At 57.2% G+C, this 24,406-nt stretch carries 24 protein-coding genes and 2 pseudogenes; 21 read left to right on the plus strand and 5 right to left on the minus strand.

Going from position 1 to position 24,406, the window contains the following annotated elements; all coding sequences use genetic code 11:
- Nucleotides 1-129: 129 nt before the first annotated feature.
- The 14 genes from NO364_RS11575 to NO364_RS11640 all read left to right on the plus strand — a co-directional run bounded on the left by NO364_RS11575 (nucleotide 130) and on the right by NO364_RS11640 (nucleotide 10,112).
- Complete coding sequence (locus tag NO364_RS11575; RefSeq protein ID WP_257627592.1) at nucleotides 130-570, plus strand: zinc-binding metallopeptidase family protein; 441 nt, start codon at nucleotides 130-132, stop codon at nucleotides 568-570.
- 154 nt (nucleotides 571-724) lie between these two features.
- Nucleotides 725-2,455, plus strand: coding sequence for an ATP-binding protein (locus tag NO364_RS11580; RefSeq protein ID WP_257627593.1), 1,731 nt, complete (start codon nucleotides 725-727; stop codon nucleotides 2,453-2,455).
- Between the two features lie 593 nt (nucleotides 2,456-3,048).
- Nucleotides 3,049-3,822, plus strand: coding sequence for a DUF3050 domain-containing protein (locus NO364_RS11585; RefSeq protein ID WP_257627594.1), 774 nt, complete (start codon nucleotides 3,049-3,051; stop codon nucleotides 3,820-3,822).
- A 59-nt stretch (nucleotides 3,823-3,881) separates the two neighbouring features.
- Complete coding sequence (locus NO364_RS11590) at nucleotides 3,882-4,169, plus strand: hypothetical protein (protein ID WP_257627595.1); 288 nt, start codon at nucleotides 3,882-3,884, stop codon at nucleotides 4,167-4,169.
- Between the two features lie 237 nt (nucleotides 4,170-4,406).
- Complete coding sequence (locus NO364_RS11595) at nucleotides 4,407-5,024, plus strand: zinc ribbon domain-containing protein (RefSeq protein ID WP_257627596.1); 618 nt, start codon at nucleotides 4,407-4,409, stop codon at nucleotides 5,022-5,024.
- A gap of 455 nt (nucleotides 5,025-5,479) precedes the next feature.
- Nucleotides 5,480-5,650, plus strand: coding sequence for a hypothetical protein (locus NO364_RS11600; RefSeq protein WP_257627597.1), 171 nt, complete (start codon nucleotides 5,480-5,482; stop codon nucleotides 5,648-5,650).
- A gap of 199 nt (nucleotides 5,651-5,849) precedes the next feature.
- Nucleotides 5,850-7,385 carry a hypothetical protein gene (locus tag NO364_RS11605; RefSeq protein ID WP_257627598.1) on the plus strand — a complete coding sequence of 512 codons (1,536 nt, stop codon included), beginning with the start codon at nucleotides 5,850-5,852 and terminating at the stop codon, nucleotides 7,383-7,385.
- Between the two features lie 396 nt (nucleotides 7,386-7,781).
- Nucleotides 7,782-8,015, plus strand: coding sequence for a hypothetical protein (locus tag NO364_RS11610; protein WP_257627599.1), 234 nt, complete (start codon nucleotides 7,782-7,784; stop codon nucleotides 8,013-8,015).
- The gene (locus tag NO364_RS11615) at nucleotides 8,012-8,500 is read left to right on the plus strand and encodes a hypothetical protein (RefSeq protein WP_257627600.1); all 489 of its coding nucleotides are present in this window, start codon (nucleotides 8,012-8,014) and stop codon (nucleotides 8,498-8,500) included. The genes NO364_RS11610 and NO364_RS11615 overlap by 4 nt, the downstream gene beginning before the upstream one ends.
- Nucleotides 8,500-8,667, plus strand: a complete 168-nt coding sequence (locus tag NO364_RS11620) for a hypothetical protein (RefSeq protein WP_257627601.1) — start codon at nucleotides 8,500-8,502, stop codon at nucleotides 8,665-8,667. Before NO364_RS11615 ends, NO364_RS11620 begins: the two co-directional genes overlap by 1 nt.
- A complete protein-coding gene (locus NO364_RS11625; protein WP_257627602.1) occupies nucleotides 8,667-9,041 on the plus strand; it encodes a hypothetical protein in 375 nt (124 codons plus the stop codon). Before NO364_RS11620 ends, NO364_RS11625 begins: the two co-directional genes overlap by 1 nt.
- A complete protein-coding gene (locus NO364_RS11630) occupies nucleotides 9,041-9,442 on the plus strand; it encodes a DUF6166 domain-containing protein (protein ID WP_257627603.1) in 402 nt (133 codons plus the stop codon). Before NO364_RS11625 ends, NO364_RS11630 begins: the two co-directional genes overlap by 1 nt.
- Complete coding sequence (locus NO364_RS11635) at nucleotides 9,435-9,596, plus strand: hypothetical protein (RefSeq protein ID WP_257627604.1); 162 nt, start codon at nucleotides 9,435-9,437, stop codon at nucleotides 9,594-9,596. Before NO364_RS11630 ends, NO364_RS11635 begins: the two co-directional genes overlap by 8 nt.
- Nucleotides 9,597-9,881: 285 nt before the next feature.
- Entirely contained in the window at nucleotides 9,882-10,112 is a 231-nt protein-coding gene (locus NO364_RS11640) for a DUF8139 family protein (RefSeq protein ID WP_257627605.1), read from the plus strand.
- 164 nt (nucleotides 10,113-10,276) lie between these two features.
- On the opposite strand, the gene NO364_RS11645 is transcribed toward NO364_RS11640, so the two are convergent.
- Nucleotides 10,277-10,534 carry a PadR family transcriptional regulator gene (locus NO364_RS11645; protein WP_257627606.1) on the minus strand — a complete coding sequence of 86 codons (258 nt, stop codon included), beginning with the start codon at nucleotides 10,532-10,534 and terminating at the stop codon, nucleotides 10,277-10,279.
- Nucleotides 10,535-10,771: 237 nt separating this feature from the next.
- Here NO364_RS11645 and NO364_RS11650 point away from each other — a divergent pair, with 237 nt between their 5' ends.
- The 5 genes from NO364_RS11650 (at nucleotide 10,772) to NO364_RS11670 (ending at nucleotide 18,512) form a co-directional block, all read left to right on the plus strand.
- Complete coding sequence (locus NO364_RS11650; RefSeq protein ID WP_257627607.1) at nucleotides 10,772-11,533, plus strand: hypothetical protein; 762 nt, start codon at nucleotides 10,772-10,774, stop codon at nucleotides 11,531-11,533.
- Nucleotides 11,534-11,621: 88 nt separating this feature from the next.
- Nucleotides 11,622-15,788, plus strand: a complete 4,167-nt coding sequence (locus NO364_RS11655) for an Eco57I restriction-modification methylase domain-containing protein (RefSeq protein ID WP_257627608.1) — start codon at nucleotides 11,622-11,624, stop codon at nucleotides 15,786-15,788.
- Complete coding sequence (locus NO364_RS11660; RefSeq protein WP_257627609.1) at nucleotides 15,781-16,491, plus strand: hypothetical protein; 711 nt, start codon at nucleotides 15,781-15,783, stop codon at nucleotides 16,489-16,491. The genes NO364_RS11655 and NO364_RS11660 overlap by 8 nt, the downstream gene beginning before the upstream one ends.
- Nucleotides 16,492-16,760: 269 nt before the next feature.
- Nucleotides 16,761-17,219, plus strand: a complete 459-nt coding sequence (locus tag NO364_RS11665; RefSeq protein ID WP_257627610.1) for a hypothetical protein — start codon at nucleotides 16,761-16,763, stop codon at nucleotides 17,217-17,219.
- Between the two features lie 579 nt (nucleotides 17,220-17,798).
- Entirely contained in the window at nucleotides 17,799-18,512 is a 714-nt protein-coding gene (locus tag NO364_RS11670) for a GIY-YIG domain-containing protein (protein ID WP_257627611.1), read from the plus strand.
- Here NO364_RS11670 and NO364_RS11675 read toward each other — a convergent pair.
- The gene (locus NO364_RS11675) at nucleotides 18,509-18,934 is read right to left on the minus strand and encodes a DUF6884 domain-containing protein (protein WP_257627612.1); all 426 of its coding nucleotides are present in this window, start codon (nucleotides 18,932-18,934) and stop codon (nucleotides 18,509-18,511) included. The genes NO364_RS11670 and NO364_RS11675 overlap by 4 nt on opposite strands.
- A 13-nt stretch (nucleotides 18,935-18,947) precedes the next feature.
- The gene (locus NO364_RS11680) at nucleotides 18,948-19,328 is read right to left on the minus strand and encodes a hypothetical protein (RefSeq protein WP_257627613.1); all 381 of its coding nucleotides are present in this window, start codon (nucleotides 19,326-19,328) and stop codon (nucleotides 18,948-18,950) included.
- Between the two features lie 200 nt (nucleotides 19,329-19,528).
- Here NO364_RS11680 and NO364_RS11685 point away from each other — a divergent pair, with 200 nt between their 5' ends.
- Both NO364_RS11685 and NO364_RS11690 read left to right on the plus strand, forming a co-directional pair.
- Complete coding sequence (locus NO364_RS11685) at nucleotides 19,529-20,308, plus strand: hypothetical protein (protein ID WP_257627614.1); 780 nt, start codon at nucleotides 19,529-19,531, stop codon at nucleotides 20,306-20,308.
- Between the two features lie 30 nt (nucleotides 20,309-20,338).
- Nucleotides 20,339-20,785 (plus strand): annotated as a pseudogene (locus NO364_RS11690) (IS1096 element passenger TnpR family protein); the annotation flags it as partial.
- A gap of 468 nt (nucleotides 20,786-21,253) precedes the next feature.
- On the opposite strand, the gene csg reads toward NO364_RS11690, so the two are convergent.
- Nucleotides 21,254-23,791 (minus strand): HVO_2072 family ArtA-dependent S-layer glycoprotein, encoded by a 2,538-nt coding sequence (csg, locus tag NO364_RS11695; RefSeq protein WP_257627616.1) that lies wholly within the window; start codon nucleotides 23,789-23,791, stop codon nucleotides 21,254-21,256.
- Nucleotides 23,792-24,109: 318 nt separating this feature from the next.
- Nucleotides 24,110-24,283, minus strand: a pseudogene (locus NO364_RS18395) (surface glycoprotein); the annotation flags it as partial.
- Nucleotides 24,284-24,406: the final 123 nt, after the last annotated feature.

The following is a 24,406-nucleotide window of genomic DNA, read 5'->3' on the forward strand; positions in this document are numbered from 1 at the left end:
AATAGCTCTTAGAGCCGTTACTGATAGCAGAGCCGGTGAGAGTTCGAAGCTGATACTCTATTCTCGCCTCATGGTCCGTTCGTATGCTCCACGGCTCTTTTGTTCCTGTAGTGCCTCTGTTAGGTTAGCATGTCCACTCCAAGAAAACCAGCCGGTGGGCCCGCCGATGTAACCGCTGACATAGCCGAACGAGCGTGGGAAGGGACCGTTGCCAGCGCCGTCTTGGTCCCCGCGATGCAACTTTTTCTCTTAGAGTTCGCCAACGCACTCCAGCCTATCGCAGGTAACGCGCTGGCCGTCGACCCGATGACGATGCTGTCTACGGCTATCGTTGTCCTGGGCGTGTTGCCGGTCGCCTCAACGCTCGTTTCGACAGCCGTCGCATATGCGGCCGCTGGCTGGCCGGGGGTGGTGTTCTACTACCTTATGTCGACGGGAGCCTCGATGGTGCTCGGTGCAGAGCTACTTGGGGCTATCATCTTCATGACCGGCGTCGTGCTGTTCCTGGTCGTTGCCGCGCTCAAGATGCGAGGTAGTCAGCGACGACGGCGTCCACGACGCCCGATGTAGGCCGCCACCCACCCTTCAGACGACGTACCGCCAAGACGCGTGTGTATGTACGTACGCCGAATGGCTCACCCCCGCAGAAACATCCGCTTCAGACTCATTTAATATCTGAAACGTTCTAATTCCCATAGGGTCACCAACAGACCCACTGGTATCTATGGCAACTGACTCGACGACCAGCGATAGCTACGGCGAACAGCACGCAGTCAAACAGATGGACGTGAATCTCGTGAAGGCCGCCGAGCGCCTCATATTCGACCAAGCTGGGTCGCTTGAGGATGGTATCCGCGAAGGCGTCCAGAACGGCGTCGACGCCCCCGGTAGCTCGCACGTCCAGGTCGCGGTCCAGCCCAGCCAACAGCGCACCATCATCTGGGACGACGGCGAAGGCATGGGCCTCAGCAACGACGAAGTCGAGACGTTCCTCACCGAGTTGTTCGAATCGACGAAAGACGACGCTGACGCCAGCATCGGCCAGTTCGGGATTGGCTTCGCGCAGATGATGGCGAAGGCGCAGGTGACAGTCTACACGCGCGCGTACATCACTGAGTTCGACGCCAGCGAACGCACCGCGTGGAGTGACTCGCCTCTCGACTACCGCCTGTGGGGGCCGGACGAGGTCGCTCAACAGACAGACGGCATGAACCCACGCTCCGAGTTCGACGGCGAGCCGCGCTTCGACGGCTTCGACGGGTTCTGGGTCGAACTCGACCACTACGACGACCAGGTGCCCGACAGCGAGGACCTCGGAGACTGGGACGACGTGACCGACGAGCTACGTTCTCGATTCAAGTTCATCGCCGCCGCGACCGGGGTGCGCGTCTACCTGAACGGCGAGGACATCTCGCAACCACCAGGCGAGCGGTACGGCAACTACCAAACCTACGAGGACGAGCAGGTCTACATCGCGCTCAAGCACTCGTCGTACGGGAACGTCTCGGTCTACAGCAACGGCATCCACGTCGAGAATCAGTACCGTGACGGTGTGAAGGGCTACGTCGTCACCAAGGCGAATCTCAGTCTCAATATGAGCAGAGACGAGGTGAAATCGGACTGTCCCGTTTGGGCGGAGGTCGAGCCCAAAGTAGCGGACCTGACGAAGCAGGTACTACAGAACACGTCTGACAGCAGGCTCAGCGAATCAGGCCGGACCGCTATCGCCCGGCTAGTACGGGAGGGTCACGACGACATGGGCGACCGAGAAGTGTTCGAGACCGCCAACGGCGAGACCGTCTCACTGGAGGACATCGCTGACCACGACTCGCTGGCGTTCGCCCCGCAGGGCCACCGCCGGGCCGACAAGATGCTCGAACGCGGATTCATGGTGCTCCGCGAACCCGGCGATGGTGGCGACGACCCCAACCGCGAACTGCAAGAGGCCCTCAGCGAGAACGTCGTTGACGACACGCCCGACGAGCGGGCCATCGACCAGTGGGCGTCGGCCCACGGGGTGAGCGGGGGCTACGAGACACTCGACGACCCGACCGACTGGAACGCGACGATGGCCGTCGTCGAAACGCTCAACGACCAGATAGCCGCCGAAATCGAGCAAGACCGACGGGACGTACGGTTCGGTCAGGACGAATCGCGGAAGGGCTGGACGGACGGGGGTTCAGAAATCGTCGTCACCGAGACCGCCTGGCACGGCGACTACACCGTAGGTCGTATCCTGAACATCTGGCGGCATCTGTGTCACGAGTACGCTCACGAGGAGAATACTGAGGGTGTGCAGGAAGCCCCCCACGGTGATGGCTTCGCCCGGCGATTCCGCCGATACATCGACGCAACTGAGCACGTCGCCACAGACCTCATTGACGAGGTTCAGCGCAACGGCAAGAAGCAGACGATGGCCGAGCACGGACACCCGCTGAGCCAGTACCGGGGCTGAGCGCCCGTGCCGGTTACTCGCCGCCGTTCGACACCCCCTGTCGACGCCCCCCATAAGGCCGACCGGACGGTGACCTCGCCCTCTTGCCCTCTTTCACAACCGAACCTGTTGTTGCAGGTTAGCCAAAATAAGCGTCGAAGGTTTTTTATTCCCCGTCGTACCATGTAGTTCTACGCAGTAGTTGCACTCAGTAGCTACTGCTGACCCAATCAAGATGTAAAATACACTACATGTTCGAACGGGTAACACGAAAGTGGAAGCGTCCGTGCTGTTGTAGCAGCACGAACATTCCGCCACAGGCCGGTAAGCCCGAGACGGGGAACTTCGTACGGGTTGGGATTTTTCGTCCCAGTTCCTCATTGCCCATGGAGAGGCATCAACGTTACCCACCTCTCCAGAAGGGCTGTTCTCCGTCGCACCTTGGCACTCAGACCGGGAGCCAAGGTTGGTAAATAGACACGAACATGAAGAACGACAATCCAAAGCGCGGAGAACAGCGCGCATACGAACCAAATAGTTCCGTCCAGACGCATAACGGTACACCCCCAGTAAACAAGTCAAAACTCACCTCGGAACACAGACTGCGACGCGAATTGAAGCCCACGATTAAGAAGGTTGAGCAACACCCGGTGTTCACGCAGTTCGAAACGTTCGACGACGTTCGAATGTTTCTGGAACACTTTGTCTACGCCGTATGGGACTTCAAAGTGCTCGTGGAAGCGTTCAGGAATCCCGAGGACGACCCAAACCCATTCCCAGGCCCGGAAGTAGTCTTGCCCCCCGCCGAGGACAAGGACTGGATTTACGAGATGGCTCACTTCGAAATCGAGGGAGATTGGAAGGCTCGACTCCGACCCTACCACAGTCTGTTCACCGACTCGATGGAGGTGTTTGGAGCAAACCAGCGTGAAATTATCACACTGATGCAACTCCTTGACGAGGGTGGGAATCTCAACAGTGCACTCAAACGAGTGTCTATTCCCGACGAATCGGAGGCGCATCTTCGCACCACCTGGAATATAATTCAGACCGGTGAGCTCCCACGTATTGTGGGTGCACTTGCGCTCGGACGCAGGGACATCATTCCAGCCGAGTTCCCGAAAAGGGCCAAGGACCTTCATCCGCGTTCTCTCGACTTTGTTGACGCGCCGTTTACCGACTTCCGGCGTGGGATGGAACTCGACAGAGTCGAACACGTAGGGCGTATTCTCACTGACTCTCGCCTACCAGAGGATTGGGAAAGCAAGGCGAAAGACGGGGCACAGGAGATGCTGGAAGCTCGACTCAACTTGTTGGATGGCATCATGGACAAAATGCCGCAATATGACCCAGCCGAAATGAACCGCCGGTTAGGAGTTGACGAGTGATGCGAGAGTCCATTTACCGGTGTCCGAATTGTGGGTCACGCATCAACGAATTTCCAGGAATGGAAGACGTTGAGGACGAAGACCACGGGTATTGCCACGGCTGCGATACCATCGCCCATGAGCCGGAGAAAGTCGGCGAGCGGATTCATCTCTACACGAAGACTGCTCTCGCCTGTCGACCGCACGGCACATTGGAGGAATTAGCGGAAAGCTGTGAAGCGTTCGCTGACAAGGTGAGAGACTTGGAAGAAGAAGGCTTTGAGGTAGTCCAGTCAAGCCCGGACGGTCATATCTATCTCGAACAGATGATGGAATCCGAGGCCGAACACGCCGACTTGGCTGACTAACCCTCGAAGGGAAACCCCTCTTACACGGTATTTGGCTTGAGAAACCTTCTCAGGCCGGTATTGATAGCACGACCTCATCTTCTTGCGGTTTTTAGCTCTCTATCTGTCGGAGTACACGAATAATGCCGGATAGTAATATAGCGGAGAGCACTGGAGGCTAACATATCGTCAGTTTCTGACTTCAAAGACCGCCTGACAGCCCATACTTATTTGATGATTCTATATGAAATCGGATATATGCCATACTGTCCCGAATGCGGGGCGGATGTGGGTGAAAGTGCCAGCTTTTGCCAAGAGTGTGGACACGCTCTTAATGGCGAGAGCAAAGATATAGACGACCAAGCAGCTACGACCGGAAGCCAAACTTCATCCACAGGCGGAGAATCAGCCGACACGGGCGAGGAACAAGAGGAAGAGGGTATTAACTGGGGACACGCGGCCAAGGCGGTAGCAGTAGGATTTATTCCTGCACTTGGAGCTTATGTTGGGGTCAGCGTAGCAGCCTATCAGGCCATAGGAATTGTATTGGTATTGGGAATCCCAATCTTCGGATATCTGTTGTACCAGCGCTCAACAGTAAAAGCGATGGTAGGTGGTGCCTGTTTCTGGCTGGCGATTGAGGCGTTCCTCACACCCCTTGCGCTGTTGATTTATACGTTTGCGTTTGCGAGTCAGGAATCTATGACGGCGGCTGGACAGGCTGGTGCAGCTATTGGAGGTATCATTTTAGTCATCGTAGCGTTCCTCGTTGGTTTTCCTATCGGAGTTGTATTATACCTCATATCCAGACGACTCGATGTCGATGCTGACGACTCAACGTCAGAACCGAGTGCTGGCGGTCAGGCCACCGGGTAGACAAGACAGGTAACTAGGACAGTCAACGACCTGTTTAGCTTTAGTGTTTCGACACACCATGTTCGATGTGCCCACCACCGATAACCGCCCCACCCATATCGACCGTCGCGTCGGAAGCCCCTCCAGTCGCTCTCTCACAACCGGGACCAGTCTGTAGGGACGATTACACAGGAGCCAGATATGTTGGGACCCGTTGTCACAGGCCTGACAGCCCGGATAGGGTAGCGTCTGGCGAAATCATCGCCGACGCATGCGTAGAAAGAGTGGGATTTGACATCGAAACCCGATGCCACCGGACTGAAAGGACCAACGGTCTGGAAAGCTCTCCCCAGTCAGTATGGCTCACCGACCTATCCTGTAAGTGACCGTATCTGAACGCGCTCCCACATGTGACATCACCAGACAAGTATCAGAAAAACGAAAACTTGTATATATACATCATCCCGTAGCATAGGATGTCAGGTGAGTCCTGGAAAATGAACATCACCACCATCGGTCCCGTCACCGAGTCTCGGCGCGACGAGGTGAAGGACCTCCGTGATAGCCTGGGTCACGAAAACTACAACGAGACCATTGGCTATCTGTTGGAAAAACTGGATGAAAGTAACAGCGCCACCGACGACTGAACGATACGAACTGAGTGCCGTCCGGACGGGGTGTGTCCGTCGCGGACAGCGCCGAACTGAACGAACGAAGCGGTCCCGGAGGAAGCCGGTTCGACCACGAGACTGGGCTTCCGTGTTAGCGTACGTCACGGAGCCATCTAGTCTTTTCGGTCGAACTGGTGCCCTCGGCCAGCCGACGCCTCAGTTCGGCGTTCAAAAAATGTCCGACACACCACCGGCCGAAACCGAGTCAGAGGAACCGGCACCAGACGACGCCATCGCCATCGAGCACGACTATGAGAGTATCACTTCGCTGCTCGACGACGACCCCGAGCGTGCTCACGACGACGAGGTCATAACAGCCCTCGCCATGTCGAAGGTGAACGGGACGAAACTCTGGTCGCAGTTTGCACCAGAGATGTCGGAGTACGAGACCATTGACTACAACGCCTACCAGAAACTCGTTGCGTCGAGAGCGGACGAGCTCAAACAGGAGGAAGAAAGCGACACCACGTTCGAGGAAACGACACCGGACGCGCCACCCGAGCCAGAGAGCAACCCGCCAAATTGGGAGACTGTAGCAGAAGCCGCTGAAGAGATGTTCGACGAACGGTCACGGCACCTCGCAGACGCATTTATGACCGTTCCAGGTCGCATGCTCTTCAGCAAGGTCACGGACTGTCCTATCGTAATAGGTGTCGGTGCGCCTTCATCCGGGAAGTCAACTATCGCGGAAACGTTCGGAGGAATCAACTTCGTCAACAGTTATGGGAAGGTGACACCGAACGCCTGGATTAGCCATAACGCCGACGCCGAGAAGGGTGAGTATGACCTGTTGCCGCGTATCAAACAGCGGGTCATGCTGGCCACCGAAATTAGTACGTGGTTCACTGGCGACAACGTCGAGGAGTACATGCGCGTACTGGCCGCCGTCGCTGACGGGAACGGTGACAGCAAGACCACCGGTGCACATGGCACGACGCGCTACGAGGCCGACTATGCCGGAGAGTATCGCTTCGGCCTCATCGGTGCAACCGTCTACCCGACCAAGCGAGCGTGGATAGAGATGGGACACGCCGGGTCACGATTCCTGTTCCATCCGCTCCCCAAAGAGGACGACCTCGGAACGCTCGTCGAACAACTGAACGACGGGAACTATGCTGAGCGGAAGCAGGAACTGCAGGAGATGATTACGCAGTGGTGGCGAGGATTCTATCACCAGTACGACGGCGAAATCGCTGAAGACGAGCGTCCGTCACTCACCGACGAGGAGGATATGACGGTCGCATGTCTGGCCCGCATTATTTCCCGAGGTCGCGCAGTAGACTTCGGTGGCGACCACGGACAGAGTGGCGTCGACATGTCCGAACAAGAGAGCCGTGCCTTCTGGATGCTGAAACGGATGCTCCAGATGCGGGCGCTGGCGTACGAACGCGACGAACTCACTCAGGCCGACATGGCGATGGCGGCACGAGTAACGTTCGCATCGATTCCGCAGTGGCGCAAACCCATCGTCAAGATGCTGTGTAACCCGGACCATTCAGGTGGCTACAGAGCGGACGACGTTGAGAGTCACACAGGCTATGCCCGCAGTACGGCACTTGACCGGATGAAAGAGGCTGGCCGCATCGGCATCGCCAATTACCACGAAGAGGAAGGTGACAGCGGGAGGAACGCTGTCGTCACGCTTGCCGATAAAAAGCTCCAAGGAGTCTTCCAAGACGGCGACCGCGTCCCTTGGCCGTTCGAGGAATAGGAGCTTTTGCGATTTTCGTCGGACAGAGGGGACCCCCCTCCCCCCTGGTATAACCCCATTTGGGGTGTCAGTGTGTCCCCACCCACAGTAATTCTAAATCAAGCGGTAGGGGGAGGGAGGGGGTGGCCCTGTCCGTCGAGAACTGCAAAAGCCTCTGGGTAGGGTGGCTGAGTTCCAGTAGCGATTAGACCGGAGCGCACCTGCTATCAATACCGATAGGTAAACAGCTAATCACAGGATAGAGCAGTAATTTCTGATTAAAGATATTTTATACTTCTTCCCACCCTACCACTAAACACGGGAACCCACAGAGCTACTGCTACCGGATTCGGTCCGGAGCAGAAACCGGTGCTTGGGACACCGGTCCGTGGGCTTCCCGATGGAGGCGAGAAGCCAATGGAATCAACGAACTCGATAGAGGAATCACTGTCGAACAGACACCCCGACGCCGAAACCGTCGGTAACCACCTCGTCATCGACAAGACGCAGTGGTGTCCAGGGCCGCATCCTGACCCCCACCGCCGACGAGAGGGCCAGACCGAGTACCTGGCGCGGTACCTGCGCTGTATCCAGTGTGGGGCCGAGGTACTGAGCGAAGGAGACCTCCCCGAGGAGTGTGATGCGCGATGAAGTTGTTGGATGCTCAGGTCGACTGGCGCGAAGATGTCGGCAACGACCCTCGGCTGGAGGTGCTCGTCGACGAGATACCCGACCGGTCCGGCCTCCGGTTCGAGCACGAGGATGTTCTCTGGGTCGCCATCGACAACGGATACGTGGAGTATTTCTCCTGGTCTGGTGACGGCAACGATGGTGGCTACAGCGGTCGGTCGTTCGAGATTACTACCGTCGACGGCGAGCAGGTCACGCTCAAAGGGCCGTGGAGTTCCCGTGCCGGATGCGTGAACAAGCGGAGCTTCGGGCCGGTCGTCGATGTGCGGATGGCGACCGACCCCGACGTGCTCGAACGGGGCTACACGTTCCGGACGGGTACCCTGACGCTCTCGGCGGTGAAGCAGGCCATCGACCTCACCGACGAGGATGCTCACCTGGAGCGCGTCATCAAGTTCGATTCGAACGAGCCCTACTGGCGTCCCGTTCGGGGAGGTGACGACTGATGGCGACGTGTCGGGAACTCGGGTGCAACCGCGAGGCGACTCACACAGTCGTCGTCAACGCGCCAGGTCGTGGATACGCCGAAGACCCCTGCTGTACCGAGCACGCCGAGAAGGCACGCGGTCGGGTCTACGTTCGAGACGTGCGACAGCGAGGAGGTGAGGCCTGATGTCGTCGGTCCAACCCGACATCGAGCCACGCACCCTCCGGGCCGCCACCGAGCATATGACAGTCATCGAGGAAGCGCGGTCCCTGTTCTCTGTCACGACCCAGAGCGGCTCCGAGTACACCGTCGACCTCCGTGAGCCCGCGTGTACGTGCCCGGACTTCGAGTACCGAGACGGCGTCGAGGAGTGCAAGCACATCCGACGGGTTCGCATCGAGGTGGGCCAAGTCGACACCGATGCGCTCGAAACCCGAATCGCGGAGACGGCTGACGACCTCGACGCGAACGCCGCCGACCTCGAACAGCAGGCCAAAGAACTCGCGGAGACCGCCGAGGAACTCCGTGATGCGCTGGACCGGCTGGAGGAGGTGGCCTAATGTCGCGCCAACCCCAGGGTTCGACCGGCGGAAACGCCCGTCTACGACCCTCGAACGAAGGGGAACAGTCGAGGGCCACGACGGAACACGTCTACCACGGTCGGCGCGACCCGACTGCGCCGGTCGGTCAAGAGTGTACGGTCACCGTCGACGGCGAGCCGTTGGACCTGCGGTACGACCTTCTGTCGGCGAGCCCGGCTGGATTCGAGTGGAGCTACGGTGGGAGCGGTCCCGCCCAACTCGCCATCGCGCTTCTGGCCCACGCCTTTGAGGACGAGTTCGCCGAGCGCCATTACCAGCGATTCAAGCGTGAGGTGGTATCGGAGCTTCCCGAGGAGAGGTGGATACTCCGGAAGCGGAATCTCGATGCGTGGCGTCGGGAGGTGGTCAGCGATGCTTGAGCGATACCTCCGACTGATGCGCTGGTGGGTGCGCCGCTGGTACGGCGTTGCTCGCTACCTCGGTCGACTTTCTGGTCAGGAGGAGTACGTCGAGCGAGCCATCGACGTGACGGAGAAGAACTTCGAGCAGATTCTGGAGGGTGACGACGGATGACCCGTCCCGACCCTGCGGCGGCGATGAACGGAGTCGGTACGGGCCACATCTGCGACCGATGCAACCGCCGGATACAGCACGGCGATAAAGCCGGAATGTATGTGACGTGGTACGACGAGGGGGGATGGACCCCCCGTAGGATGTGGTGCCTCGACTGCTGTCCCAAAGAGGTCGACCCCGGTACTGAGGGCGCAGACGAAGCGATACTACTCGGGGTGTTCTTCGCACATCGGCTGGTGTCGGTAACCGTCAGAGACAGGAGTCTTCCGAATCAGGAAGTAAATAATGAGACGGGTTGAAACAGGCGACAGTGTTCGGGTCGACATCCCCGACCAGTCGGACCCGGACTACGAGCGGTTCCACGGGCGGTACGGGGAAGTCGTAGATGTGCTGGAAGACGACGTAGGTCGTGAGACGGGCGACCAGCGTGATTCGCACCTGTTCACCGTCGAGTTCGAGGATGGAACCACCCACGGCTTTCGGTGGCGAGACCTCCGTCCGGCACCAGAGGAGTAACATCCATGCCGACAGCCCGGAAAGTCGAGGAGACGTGCCCGCGATGCGACGACGATAGCGACGTGTGGATGTTCGAGAAGCCCGAGGGGTCAGTCACGAAGGAGTGCTACACCTGCGAGACGTGCGGGTGCGAGTGGTCTGAAATCATCGACTGCTAATCTTTCTCACTCTCTGTCGAGTGCTTCGAGAAGCAGATTGCCGTTCTCAGTTAATCGGTAAAAGGTTCGTTGGCGACCTTCAGATTCCCGGTCAGCTACCTCAATCATGCCCTCGCTTTCTAATTCACCCAGCACGTCATAGATGTAGCTCTGAGTGTAGTTGATGTCGTTCTCTTTGTCGCTGGCAATTGCGTAACCAGTGACCGGCTCATTTTCGCGGATGTAGACGAGGACCTGTACCTTGCGCTCATCAACCAGTCCCATCACACGAGAATACCCGAGGGGTCGAAATAGTCGATATAAGCAAAGTGATAGACCGGTCTAATAGTTAGACTTGTTCAGTAGTTTGATATTGTATCCGTCGGATGGACGCCGTATGGAAGTGTGTCTCGTGGAGCAAAAGGACTTGAAACGAGTCCCCGAATCCAAACTGGACACAGAAGCGAACTCTGAACAGCGAGTTGGACGAACAGTTGGAGCGAAAATCGGGGTTACCCCATAATGTCGGAGGATGGAGGAGTGTCTAATGACGAGTCAGGGGGGCCAGCTATCCTGAAAACCATAGGTAAGATTGTATCTTGGGCGTTAGGTTTGTTCCTTCTTCTGTTGAGTCTGGGCGGATTTCAGGATTCAATCCCATTCGGATTCTCCTTGCTACTATTAGGTCTGTTTCTACTACCCCCGGTACGGAACAGATTCGGAAATCTAATCGACTCCAAGTTTTCCCGTTGGATAGTGAGTGGTATCCTTATACTTGGATTTGTTACGATGTTGGTGACTGTCCCGCCGACTGAGGTCAGTGAAAATAATGATGCCTCTGAGGGGATTGAGACATCCTCACCTGGCACTTCCGCACGATGTTGGATTGTAAATCACCGGAGCGAGATTTCTGAAGCAAGTGAGCAACTGAATCAGGGTACTAATGCTCTGGAAGAGGGAGACGGGTCGAGGGCACTCATGCACTTAGAGAAGTCGTTCAATCAATATGAGACCCTGAATGAATCGGCACATGAGGCCCCTATTAGAAACGATACACGGGAACAACTGCTTGAAGGGTACTTTCATGCGGCATTTCAGGGTACAGCCGCTACGTATTCCGGTGTTTATGAGTTGCAAGTAAACGATGATGCTGATGCTGCAAACAGGATGGCTGAGCGACAAGAACGCCACTTCGAGACGGCGGCGCAGAGGCGGGAAGAGCTCAAGGAAAGCCTCGGGGTGAGTCCTTCGACAGATTTGACTGAAATTAGTGGGAATTGTTGAGTGGTTAAAAATACAAACTGGAGAGGACGGAGACGGGTGTGTCCATCATCTATTTGTAACTTCCCCAGCGGCATATAAGATACTTCGAATGAGTCAGGCTACGCTCTCCGACCGACCCTACGTCAACGCGAATCTCTTCTCTGGTCACTACCTGGACGAGCGCGTACAAGAACGCGACGAGTGGGACTGTGACGATGACGCCCGCGAAGCGATGGATGACCTCCGGACGCTCTATGAGTTGGAGGGCTCGCTGGTCGAGGGGTACGGCGAGGACGCGCTCATAGATAACTGGATAGACGAGGTACTGGACGTACTCGGGTTTGGAACGCAAGAGGAAGTGACGCTCCCCAACGGCGGCGGCTTCGTCGACGAACTCCTCTTCGAGACGCCGACCGCTCGCCGGGACGCCGCCGAGGTCTACCTCGGAACCGAAGATACGACCGACCTGTTCGAGCGGGGCGTCGGCATCGTCGAGGCCAAGCAGTGGGACGCCGCGTTCAACATCCAGTTCAGCGAGCAACGTCCCTACCGCAACGCCTCGCACCAGACCAAGCACTACCTGGAGAACACGCCGCCGAACATCCAGTGGGGCGTACTCACAAACGGACGGAAGTGGCGGCTCTACGGTACGAACGACTACGAGACGCAGACCTACTACGAGGTCGACCTCCCCGAACTACTCGAACGGGGCGACCTGGGGGCGTTCAAATACTTCTACGTCTTCTTCCGGCCCGACGCCTTCCACGAGTCCGGCGGCACGACGTTCCTCGACGAAGTGTGGTCCGAGAGCGAGACGGCGTCACAGGAACTCGGGGAGAACCTGCAAGATAACGTCTTCACCGCACTGCGCGTGCTCGGGCGCGGCTTCGTCGAGACCAACGACGACCTCGACATCGACCCCGACGACGAGGAGGCCTTGGACGAACTGAAAGAGCAATCGCTCGTCTTCCTCTATCGGCTGATGTTCGTCCTCTACGCTGAGGCACGCGGACTCATCCACCCGGAAGGTCAGTCGGCGCAGGACGAGTACGACCAGAACTTCAGCCTCGACGAACTCCGGCTGGACATCCACGACACCATCGGCGAGGTCGACGAGGGCTTCGAAGACGAGTTCAGCGACTACTCGACGACGATGTGGAGTCGGCTGGAGGACCTGTTCCGGCTCATCGACCAGGGCGAGGAAGACCTCGGCATCCCCCCGTACAACGGTGGCCTGTTCGACCACGAGGAACACGACTTCCTGACCGACCACGAGGTGAGCAACCAGTACCTCGCCGAGGTCATCTACCGACTGTCGACCACGCAGAACGACGAGGGTCGGTACGTCCTCGCCGATTACGCCGACCTCGACACCCGCCACCTTGGGAGCGTCTACGAGGGCCTACTCGAACACCAGTTCCGCATCGCGCCCGAGCAGTACGCGGCGGTCGCGGAGGACGGTGGCCAGGTCTGGAAGCCCGCCACCGAAGTCAGCGTTGCCGACGCCGTCGAGACCGTCCCCGAGGGCGGGCTGTACGTCGTCAACGATGAGGGCGAACGCAAGGCCACGGGTGCCTACTACACGCCCGACTACGTGGTGACCTACATCGTCGAGGAGACGGTCGGCCCGCTGGTCGAGGAGATACGTGAAGACCTGATAGACCAAGGGTTCGAGCCGGGCACACAGGAGTACATCGGGCCGTTCTTTCGGCGTGTGACCGACCTTCGGATTCTCGACCCTGCGATGGGGAGCGGTCACTTCCTGACAAAGGCTACTGGCTACCTGTCCGAGCAAGTGATGGCCGAGGTCCGCGAGGCTGAAGAGGAGTTCGGGGTGGCGTTCGACGAACAGCACATCCGGCGGGAAATCGCCAAAGAGTGCATCTACGGCGTCGACCTGAACGGGATGGCCGTCGAACTGGCGAAGCTGTCGATGTGGCTGGAGACGCTGGCGGCCGACCGTCCGCTCGCCTTCCTCGACCACCACTTCAAGCAGGGTAATTCGCTGGTCGGGTCGGACATTGAGGATATCGAGGAACTGGAATCAGACGCGAGCAACGACGCTGATTCACAGGCGTCCTTGGCCGAGTTCGGCGCGACACGTGAGGGAACTATCGAGCGCCTGATGGACATTTACTCGGAGTTCCTCGCCATCGAGAACGAGACGGTCGAGGACGTGCGCGAGATGAAGCGCAAGTACGCCGAAATCGAGCAGGACGAACTCCGTAAACGGCTCGTGACGATGGCGAACGTTCACACCGCCGAGCGATTCGGTCTTGATGTTCCCGGTGGTGCATACGAGCGAATGGCAAAGGCGCTGGAAGATGATGAGGAATGGGCGGGCGTTAAAAACACAGATTGGTTCGAAAGCGCACAGGCAACAGCTGGTGAGCAAGATTTCTTCCACTGGAAACTGGCCTTCCCCGAAGCCTACTATGATGAAGAGGGGTCATTGAGAAACGATGACGGATTTGACGCGGTAGTCGGAAACCCGCCGTATGTTAAGATACAAAACTTACCAGACACCGATAAAGAATATTACGGAAATGTCTATAATGTAGCCCGGGAACGCTATGACCTTTACAATTTATTCGTTGAAAGAGCGGAGGCCCTTTCTAATAATCGCGTTGGGTTGATTTTACCAAATAAATTCTTTGAGGCACGCGCGGGTTCGCCGCTCAGGCAACATCTTGAGGACATACAGAGTGTTGAAAAGATAGCTGATTTTAAACAAAACCAGGTGTTTGATGGGGCAACCACCTATACGTGTCTCCTGTTCTTATCGCAGTCTCATCAATCAACAATAATTGACTATGGTGCAGTTTCAGACGACCCAGAAACCAATCTCACAGAAGTTGAGTGGGTAGAGATAGACTTGGATAATGAAGGAGAAAAGTGGAATTTAACTGGAGAAGAAGAAAAGAAGATACTCAACAAGATTGAAAGTACAGGAATTGGATTTGACGAAATCACCGACCAGATTCTGGTAGGGGTTCAGACCAGTGCTAACGATGTTTTCGTCTTGGAAGAGTGTGAGTATGATGGTGATTATGTTGAAGGGTATTCATCAGCAGTAGGTGAGCGTGTCTCCGTTGAGACCAGTATTACGAAACCGTTTGTAACGGATAGTGGGGTTTCTCGCTACACTCCACCGGAAACCGATTCTTGTCTCATCTATCCGTATCTTGATGATGGTACGATAATGCCAGAGAATGAGCTTGAGAATAGGTATCCCGAATGTTTTGACTACCTCTTGGACAACAAGGAGGACCTCAGCGAACGTGGTAGCGAGAATCAGGTATTCGAGACGTGGTACGCTCATTGGTGTCCAAGACATCCTGCAAAGTTTGAACGGCTGAAAATAATGATTTCTCAGGTCGTCAAACAAGGGGAATCGACTTATGATTCGCAGGGGGATGTCTTCTTTTCCAGTACAGTCTATAGTCCAATCCTTGCGGAGACGTATAGGGATGTTGAGCTTGGATTATTAGGATTATTGAACTCTTCGCTCGTCTGGTACTATATCACTCAAACAGGAACTGTGCTACGAGGAGGTTACTACCGATACAAAACAGAATACTTAGAACCGGTTGGTATACCAGTTGACAGTTTTGACAGTAGTATCGAACAACATGTAGAGAATCTAATGGAATATACTGGTGAGCGTGTGAGAATAAACATGAATCTCACTGATTATCTTGGCAACTACTCTGACGGACCGGACCTCACAACCGTTGGAAGATATAATCCGCCAGAGGGTGTGGGAGATTCGACGTTAGACGCTACTAACGAGGACTACGAAAATCTTCGTATCGGTGAAGTCGTCTGCGAAAGGAAGAATGAGACTACCGTCGTCATCCACGCTACGGCGCGCTACAAGCCCGACGACGAGGCCACCCACGAGACCGACCAGTGGGGCTACACAGAGACCGAGCCGATGCCAGCAATACGACTGACTGACCTCTCAGAGACCGAGGCCGACCTCGTGGAGGCGTTCGTGCCGGTCGCCGTCGAGGAGGCCGGTGGGTTCGCAGGATTCCGTGAGACGGCGACGAAGACGAACTCGCTGGTCGACCGACTGGAGGCCATCACGCTCCCCGACCCCGACGGCGTGGCCGACGACCTCGAACGGTACCGGGACGCCGTCGAGCGAGCGGAGGAACTCGACAAGAAAATTCAGCGTACCGATGACCTGATTGATGAAATCGTCTACGACCTCTACGGGCTGACTGACGAGGAAATCGAAATCGTCGAGGAAGCCATCGCGGATGACTGAGAGCCGACTCGACGAGTTCAACCCTGTCGCCGAGCGCGTTCGCCAACAGCTTCGCACGTTCCCGCTCAAGTTCAGGGAGTTGGGCGAGGGCGGAAAGCTCAGTCTCATTCTCACCGACGACGAGACCACGGCCCTCCCTGGACCCTACGTCGGCCAGCAACCGGAGGTATTCACCGAACAGTATCTGATTGAGCCGGTTCTGCACGGCTTGGGGTACACCAATCCTGCATCGACCGAGTACGACGGGACCGGTCCGCATTTCGTTCGCAGACCGACGACGTTCCGACACGTCGAAAGCAAACGTCCGGATTATTTGCTGAAACAGGTCGACCCCACGCTGGTCTGTATCCTCGAAGCCAAGGCCGCGAACAAGGAGCAGAAGACGAGGCGAGCGGCGACCAGCGACATCCGCGAGTATATCGAAGTGAACGCCTTCTGCAAGTACCTTCGAGAGATGGCGCACGAGCAGATGGTAGCCATCGGCACAGATGGACTCCGGTGGACCCTGTGGCGGTCACACCTACACGAGGACACGCAGGGGCAAGTCTGTCGGGTCGACCTTACGGAGGTGCTTCGAGCCATATCGAGACGGCACGACGTAATCGAGGGACAGACGGACTGGAGTGCAAACGATGTACGGAATCGAATCGAGGAGTTCGTCGACCACTTCGCGGCGGCTCGGCTTCCGGGTGTGATTGAGTAGCGGCTGAACCGACCGCGCCGAGGATGGGCTGGCTACGGTGACAGCCTACGCTGTGAACCGTGTGTATGTACGTACGTGTGTTGGCGGTACGGAGTCGAGTATTTTGTTGTTTCTGAGAGGACTCTGCTATCAACCCCGTCTGCTCGTTGTCCGGTGGTTGTCCGAATTGAAGAGTGGTACACGAGCAATAATCCTCTGGCCCCGTTAGCTTAGACTTGAGACTAAGTACAGGATAAGTTTTAACACCCTGTGGATAGATAGTGGTAGATATGGCGCGAAGCATCAAGCTGGCCGACGAACTGTACCAAGAGCTCGGTCGCTACGGTAACCGAGATGAATCGTGGAATGACGTGGTCGCTCGTGTGCTCGCTCACGTCAACGAGGAGGCGGCGCTTGAGGACCGAGACACCCGTGAAACGACGCATAGGGGAAAGTCGGAGAGTTCCGGAAAATCGGGCCTTGAGAAGTTACCGGATGGGACGGTCGTTCGCCATTCGTATTCCCGTGGCGATTACGGTGGACAGTCAGTCGAGGCGACCGTTGTGGGTGACCAACTTTCGGTCGAGGGGGATACCCAGGAAACACGAAGTCCAACTGGTGCCGCCAGGGTGGCTGATAAAAAGTTGCGTGGCGACGACGCACGGGGCGAAGGCTACAACGGCTGGACCTGGTGGACGTATCAGAACGAAAGAGGCGAATGGCGGCCAATTCAGGAGCTTTCGGAGTGATACCGATGAAAGAAAAAATGCCGCCACATCTCAATTCGAAGCTCGCACAGTTAGACAACGGTACGACTCTCCGTCACGTTTACAGGCGTGGGGAGTACCGAGACGAGGAGGTGACCGCCCACGTCAAAGATGAGCGGATTAGCGTACCGGGTGATTCTGGCCCTGACGATTCAGAATTAACGACGCGAACCCCATCCGGTGCCGCCCGCGAGGCTGACCGATTCCACAGGGGAGCCGACCCTCGGGACGACCCCTACGGCTACAGCGGTTGGGACTGGTGGGAATACAAAAACGAAGACGACGAATGGGTACCTATCAGAGAACTTCCCGACTGGAAGTCGTAGTGCGAAGTGAACGGCTGTAACTGCTTTCCCGTCATGGCTCGATAGAAGTCTCGAATCGACAGTAATCACCAACTCCGACGTATTAGATTCCTATACGTGATGGTTGGCGATTCTACTTTGGAAGACGCGTTATTGGGTACTACAATAACGGCTGTTCGAAAATAGACGTAGTCTATCAATTGGACAGCTACTACGTGGGGGAAACGACTAATCCGTATGCTTCCGGAGTACTGATATGACCAGACGCCAGGACCTCGACCGATTCTACTCTCTGCTCGACGACCTGGAGGCGACAGTCGGTGGCAAGAGACGGCTTGGAAACTGTGACGGTCGAATGAACTGGCCCGACCGCGGCATTTACTTCTTCTTTCACCCAGACGAAACCCGCGAGTCCAGTGACCAGCTACGAGTAACTCGTATCGGTACCCATGCGGTCTCGGAAGGAAGCAGTACGTCGCTCTGGGACCGGCTACGAACGCATCGAGGGGCACAACGCGGTACCTACGAAGGCGGCGGCAACCACCGCGGCTCCGTCTTCAGGAAGCGCGTCGGGGAGGCCCTCATCGAGAAGGATAGCCTCGAAGAGCAGTATCCTGAGTGGGGCGTCGGCTCAAGTGCTGGACGGGAGTTGCGGTTAGATGAACTGGAGATGGAGCGACGGGTGAGCGAGTACGTCCGCGATTTACCGTATCTCTGGGTCGACATCGACGACGAACCGAGTCCGAACAGCGACCGCGCCTACATCGAGCGAAACGCGATTGCGCTGGTGAGCAACTACGGCAAGGAATCTATCGACTCCCGCCGCGAGGAATGGCTCGGGCACTACAGTCCGGTCACGGACATCGAGCAGTCCGGTCTGTGGAACATCAACCATGTCGGGGAAGATTACCAACCCGACTTCTTGGAGACCTTGGAGGGCTACACCGACCGGATGCCGGGATTTGATTAAATCCGTTCGTTGTACCACGCCAGCGTCTTCCCATACTGAAGCCCGTCGGTCGGCGTCTCGACCTGTACCGGCGTCTCTTCGAGGAGCGGGAGTAGCTCATCGTAATAGTCGCGGCCAGCGTGGAAGACCAGCGTGTTACCCGAGGTGAGTAGCCCTTCCTCTCGTAGCTGGTCGTAGACCGTTTGGGTCCACTCGCGTTTCCTGTCGACGGACGCCCCGCTCAGCGTCTCGTCGTAAGGTTCGATAGGTGGGCCATCTGGGTCGAGCAGGTGGTGCTTTGCGGAGAGGATGTACCACGCATCGTGATTCGCCTCGACGTACTCGCGGGCCTTCCTGAAGAACGCGGACTCCATGTAGAGGTCGGCGGGCTTCGCGGCCTGCTCACGCTTGCTCTTGGTACAGCTTACAAGCCCAATCTCCATGACAAATGGACTCCTAGTCTTCCTCCGGTTCTGCGTGGGCTCTTGCCGCCTGACTCGGAGACAGTTTTGCTACAGCAACGTCCCCTTCTTTTTCAATGATATTTCCACCCACTTTTTCAGCCTCGTCGACATCAATAAAGTAGATGTCGCCCTCACCTTCATGCTTAACCGTTATTTCTGTTGAGGGGTCTTCTTCTTTTACTACTGAATATGCTGTAAGCGCAAGACCCGCAGTCCCAACGACTGCACTATAGATTGCTATCGCAGTTCCTACACCAAGCTCTTCGCCGCTACGTTCCTCCAGGTCAATATGCAGCTCATCCTCTACCCGGTCAATAATATACTCTTGCTCCTCTTCCACTTTCAATTCAATCTCATAATCTCTATTTTCCATAGTGACATGTTTAACAAGACTATTTTAAAAAGAACCGGGGCGGCTCCTGAGTGTGTATCTACGGGTCTTGGCGGTACGAAGTTGAGTATTCTATTGCTTCTGGGAGGACTTCGTTCTCAGCAACTGAGTACGAGTCGGAAAATTGTTGCACCGGAATCCTATAGTCCAACAGTCACCAATAGATATCCAGGCTATCACACATGACAACCTCTAACCAGGCTATAGAAGAAGAGCTTGACAGGTTAGAAGAGGATGCCGAGGAAATTGAAACTCTTTATACCGATTTTTTCAATAATATCCAAACAAGGGCAAGTGAAATAGGCGGTGGTGGATACTATTGGAATACCCCTTCGGAAGAATTGGAGCAGATTCAGCGTGAGGCACTGCAAAAATACGAAGTGTGGTACAATACTGCGCTTCCGCTTGTTACAGATTACATTCCGAGCCGAAGGGATGATTTCGAACACCACTATCAAGAGTTCAAAAACCGCCTACGGTTAGATAAAAAGGCCCGAAGAGATACGCGCAAGGTTCTGAACGCTCAAAACAGTGATTTTGATTCCCAACGAAGTCTACTCCGTTCTATACCCTCGAAAATTCGTGTAGAGGAACTCAGAGTTCGAAAGCAAATCTCTCGTGATGTTTCGCAGACAGAACATGACAAGGCAAGAGACCTTTATGAGGAGGGTGAGATTCGGGCCAGTGGGGTGATTGCCGGTGTTGCTCTGGAAAGATATCTCCTCATGCGTTGCGAAAACGCCGGAGTTGATATTGATTACAATTATGACGATGGTATTGATGCACTTGCGCAGAAATTATACGAAGGAAATGAAATCAACAAGAGTCCATACCAACATTTGAAACACCTTTCATCAATTCGTGCAGACTGTGCCCATGCAAATGAGGAAGACCCGGCTGAAAAGGATGTAAAGCGTCTATTGGAGGATACAGAGGACTACATCCGAGGGAGAAGGATATAATTCACCGATAGCATCAATCGAAACTCACTGATGACCACCTACTGCTTCCGCGTGAAGTTCGAGTACGACCCGACAGAACTGTGGCGCGACATCGTAGTTGGCGCGGACCGCACGCTCGACGAGTTCCAAACGGTGCTGAACCGTGCGGTCGGCCTCGACCAAGACCACCTCTGGTTCTTCGGCACTGACCAAGACTACTGGCAAAGCCCTGTGCAGTACAAACGGCCTGAGGAGTTGGCGCAAGCAGTCCCAACGATGGGCGACGAAGACGAGTACAGTGCCGCTGAGACGACAGTGGGCGAAATGATTCAGGAACTGAGGCTGCAAGAGCGTGACCGTATCTGCTACCTGTTCGACTACGGCGACGAGTGGCGGTTCTACGCCATCCTGAAGGAGGCCGACAACGATGGACCCAGCGACAGCGAGCCGGAGGTAGTCAACGAGAAGGGCGACCCCGTCGACCAGTACTCTCCGCCGGGCGAACGACTGTGACCGGTTTCTCGCCACGTCCCGGTAGGTGTCATGGTCACTACGTCCGAGGAGCGCTTGTGTATATTCTGTGTATGATTAAGTGTATTTCTCCGTCCAATCTACCATCACCGGAGGAAGGGCGGAAGCGCGTTTAGTGGTTGCGGAGCACCCCGCGAGTCCGACCCTCGACTCGCTCTGTCGTGTGACTGTCACCCACACATTTATGAATGATGGCTGACGACTTCACCGTGGCCGCGGCCCACCTCCCCCCACTCACGACTGGCATCCCAGTTCGAACGCGACATCGTCGTCGTTCAGGGCCGCGGTTGCGTTTTTGACGTGTTCGACGTCCAGCCCCTTCCGGCGTTCGATTACGTCCGTCCCGGACGGCATCGACGGCGCCGTCGCTGTGTGGGTGAGTTCGATAAAAGAGACCGCGTCGGGTGACCGCTTTCGGCGGTCAGTCGTGATCAGTTAGTCGCGCCGAGTGGCCAGCAGCGCGGCCGCGAGCAGCGCGATGACCGCGACGATGGCGCCGAAGCCGGGGCCGCCGCCCTCGGTGGGCGTCGGCGTGTCGGTCGGTTCGGCGGTCGCCGTGTCCGTCGGCTCGGGCGTTGCCGTGGCCGTCGGTTCGGGCGTTGCCGTCTCAGTCGGCGTCGGTTCCGGCGTCTCCGTCGGTTCCGGCGTCGCCGTCTGGACGTTCTGGACGATCTCTACGGTGACGATGTCCGTGTTCTCACCGTCGTCGGCTTCGAGGTCGTACGTCCCCGTCTGGACGTCCTCGAGCTCGATGGTGGTCGACCACGTGCCGTCGTAGGACCACTCGTCGGTCGTCGACAGCGCGACCGAGTCGCCCTCGGTCGTCAGCAGTTCGGCCGTGATCGAGTTGTCGTCCGGACGGAGGTTCGTCTGGCCTTCGACGACCATCGTGTCGTCGACTCCGACCGGGTTGACGCCCGAGGCTTCCATGCCTTCGGGGTAGACGTTCTGGATCGTCGACTGCGCGTCGGCGTACCGGAACGTCGAGGTGACCATCCGGTCGTCGCTCGCGACTGCTTCAGTCGTGTTGTCCACGATCCGGGCACGGACCTGAGCGCCCGTCAGCGTGCCGTCGCTCGGCACGATGTCGTCGACAACGTCCGTGTCCGTGTTGCCGTAGTTGCCGTCACGACCCGGGAACAGGACGTGGACGCTGACACTCTGGGAGCCCTGGACGTTGTTGATCGTGACCTCGTCCTCCGAGAACGTGTTGTCGTCGTCCACGGAGATGTCCGTGGTGTAGGTGTTGCCACGGTCGCCGACGAAGATCACGTCGACGTTACTGGCACCGAACGCGGTGCCCGAGATGTTGACCGTCGAGTCGGTCGTCGAGACCTGCCCGCCCACGGTCTTGACGTTGGCCGTCAGTTCCGTGTCGGTCACACGCAGGGACATCTGCGTGCTCGTGTTCGTGTTGAACTCCGAGGTCGTCAGGTCGTCGGTCACGGGCTGGTTGAGTCCGTCGACGTCGAGCGCGCCGAAGCGGTAGGTGCCCGGCTGGCTCAGGATATCGCTGTCCTCCGAGAGGACGATGTCTTCCTCTTCGAAGGTGTCGTCAGCGTCGACGGTGAGCGTGTCCTCCCCGTCGATCGGGACGTGTTCGTAGTTGTTGTTCCGGCGGGCGTAGAAGGCGACTTCGTCGATGCCTTCCGAGGCCGTGCCGTTGATGTCGACTTCGCTGCCGACGACGTAGGTGCCGCCGGGCGACTCGATGGTGAGGTCGCCTTCGTTGACGGTGAGGGTCTGCTCGTCGTCCTCACCCTCCTGATCGGTGTTGCTGCCGATCTCGAAGGGAACCTGAGTCGAGGCGTTGTACAGCGTGAGGTCGACGTCCGAGTCGTCGAGGTACTGCGTTTCGACCTGACCGACGCCGACACCGGTGTCGTCGTCGATGGTGATGTTCGCGTACGCGTAGTCGATGGTGCCGGAGACTCCGGTCGAGTCCGCAACCGAGCGGTTGACCGCAGTGTCACCGGAGTTGTTCACGAAGCCGACTTCGCCCGTGTCGCCAACCTGGCGGAAGATGCGCGCGGCGTTCTCCGCAGTCAGGGTGTCGTCACGGAAGTCGTCGGACTCGATGATGACCGTGTGGGTGTCACCGGCGTCCGAACCCTGGATCTCGAAGCGGACGTCCTCGCCGCGAGTGACTTCGTCCGAGTCGAGCACGAGGTTCGCGTCGTCGTCACCGGTGACGGTGATGGTCGTGGACTGGGACGCCTCACCGAAGCCGAGGTCGTCCGTGCCAGCGAGGGAGATCGTGTAGGTGCCGGTACCCGTGTTCGCGAGGTCGATCGGGTAGGCGACTTCGTTGTCGGAGATGTCGCCACCGCGATCGCTACCATCATCGGTCGTGTACTCGGTCCCGCGGTCGCCGGCCGACCGGATGGGACTGTTGGACGGGTTGACGTTGTCGTCGACGACGTCACCGGTCACGTCGAGACCGGAGTCGTCCTCGACGGTCAGTTCGAGGTCCTCGGCGTTCTGGTAGTTCCAGGCGCCGATGACCGTCAGGTTACCAGCACCGCTACCGTCGCTACCGGAGCTCGGACTGGTACCTTCCGCGACCGAGCCGCCGGCGATGTCGTTGAGGTTGCTGTTCAGGACGTCCAGCGTGGTGACACGCGGCGTCTGGACAGTGACGTTGTTGTTGCCGTTGTCACTGTAGCGACCGGTGGACTGGCTCTGGGGGATGTTCGGCGTTTCGAGCGGAACACCCTCGTCGTTCCCGGCGACCTTGGTCGGCGTGCCGTCGAAGTTGTCGCCCAGGAAGACGTCGGACTCGCCCTGGAAGATCGTCGCACCGGGGAAGATGTAGCCTTCACCGTCCGCGGTGTTGAAGTCACCAGTGCCGTCCGCGTTACCGGCCCGGTTGTTGTCACCGCCACCGGAGACGAACGCGAAGTTGGGGGTTTGCGCGCTAGCAGTGCCCTGAGCATCATCAATCGTGATGGTGTTACCTGTCGAAGTGGCCACGCCGACCGTGTCCACAGTTACCTGAATCTCGACAGTACCGCTAGCAGTGTTACCGTCGTTCGTAGTATCGTTGAGACCTACTTCAACGGTGCTTGCTCCGGTAGTAGAGCTGTTGTTAATCTCAAGCCCCGAACTACTGCTGATGGTAGCGCTGTCAAGGCCCTCCACCGTGTATCCGGGAGCTCCATGATCGAAGCTGATGTTGTCTGTACCTCCATCTGTGACGGTTACCTCAACGGAAACCGTCTGTGTAGTCGCATCTGCCCCAACAATGACGTCCGATGCGGACGCATTGCTGAGATCAGTTGCCTCTGCAGCAGCCGTCCCCGAGAGCGCCACGGTACCAGCGAAGACGCTGAATACCATGAGCGCAGCAAGGACGACCGCGCGAGCTTTCTTGTTATAGTCTGTCATTTTTTTGCGTTGTTGATCTGCACCGCAGTGACAGTCCGGAGGTCGGTCCTCTTTCGTGCCGGTTCGTGATCTTGCCATCCGGGTGGACAGCGCGACCACTGGTAGGGGTACGGGCACTTCTTTATCCAAGTCTGGTATATGTTTTGTGGTATTGTCGTATGTGTCAGACGTTCTCAGAGAAGGGCGAAATCGGGGACGGGA

The organism is Haloplanus salinarum, assembly GCF_024498175.1.
Taxonomy (GTDB): Archaea; Halobacteriota; Halobacteria; order Halobacteriales; family Haloferacaceae; genus Haloplanus; species Haloplanus salinarum.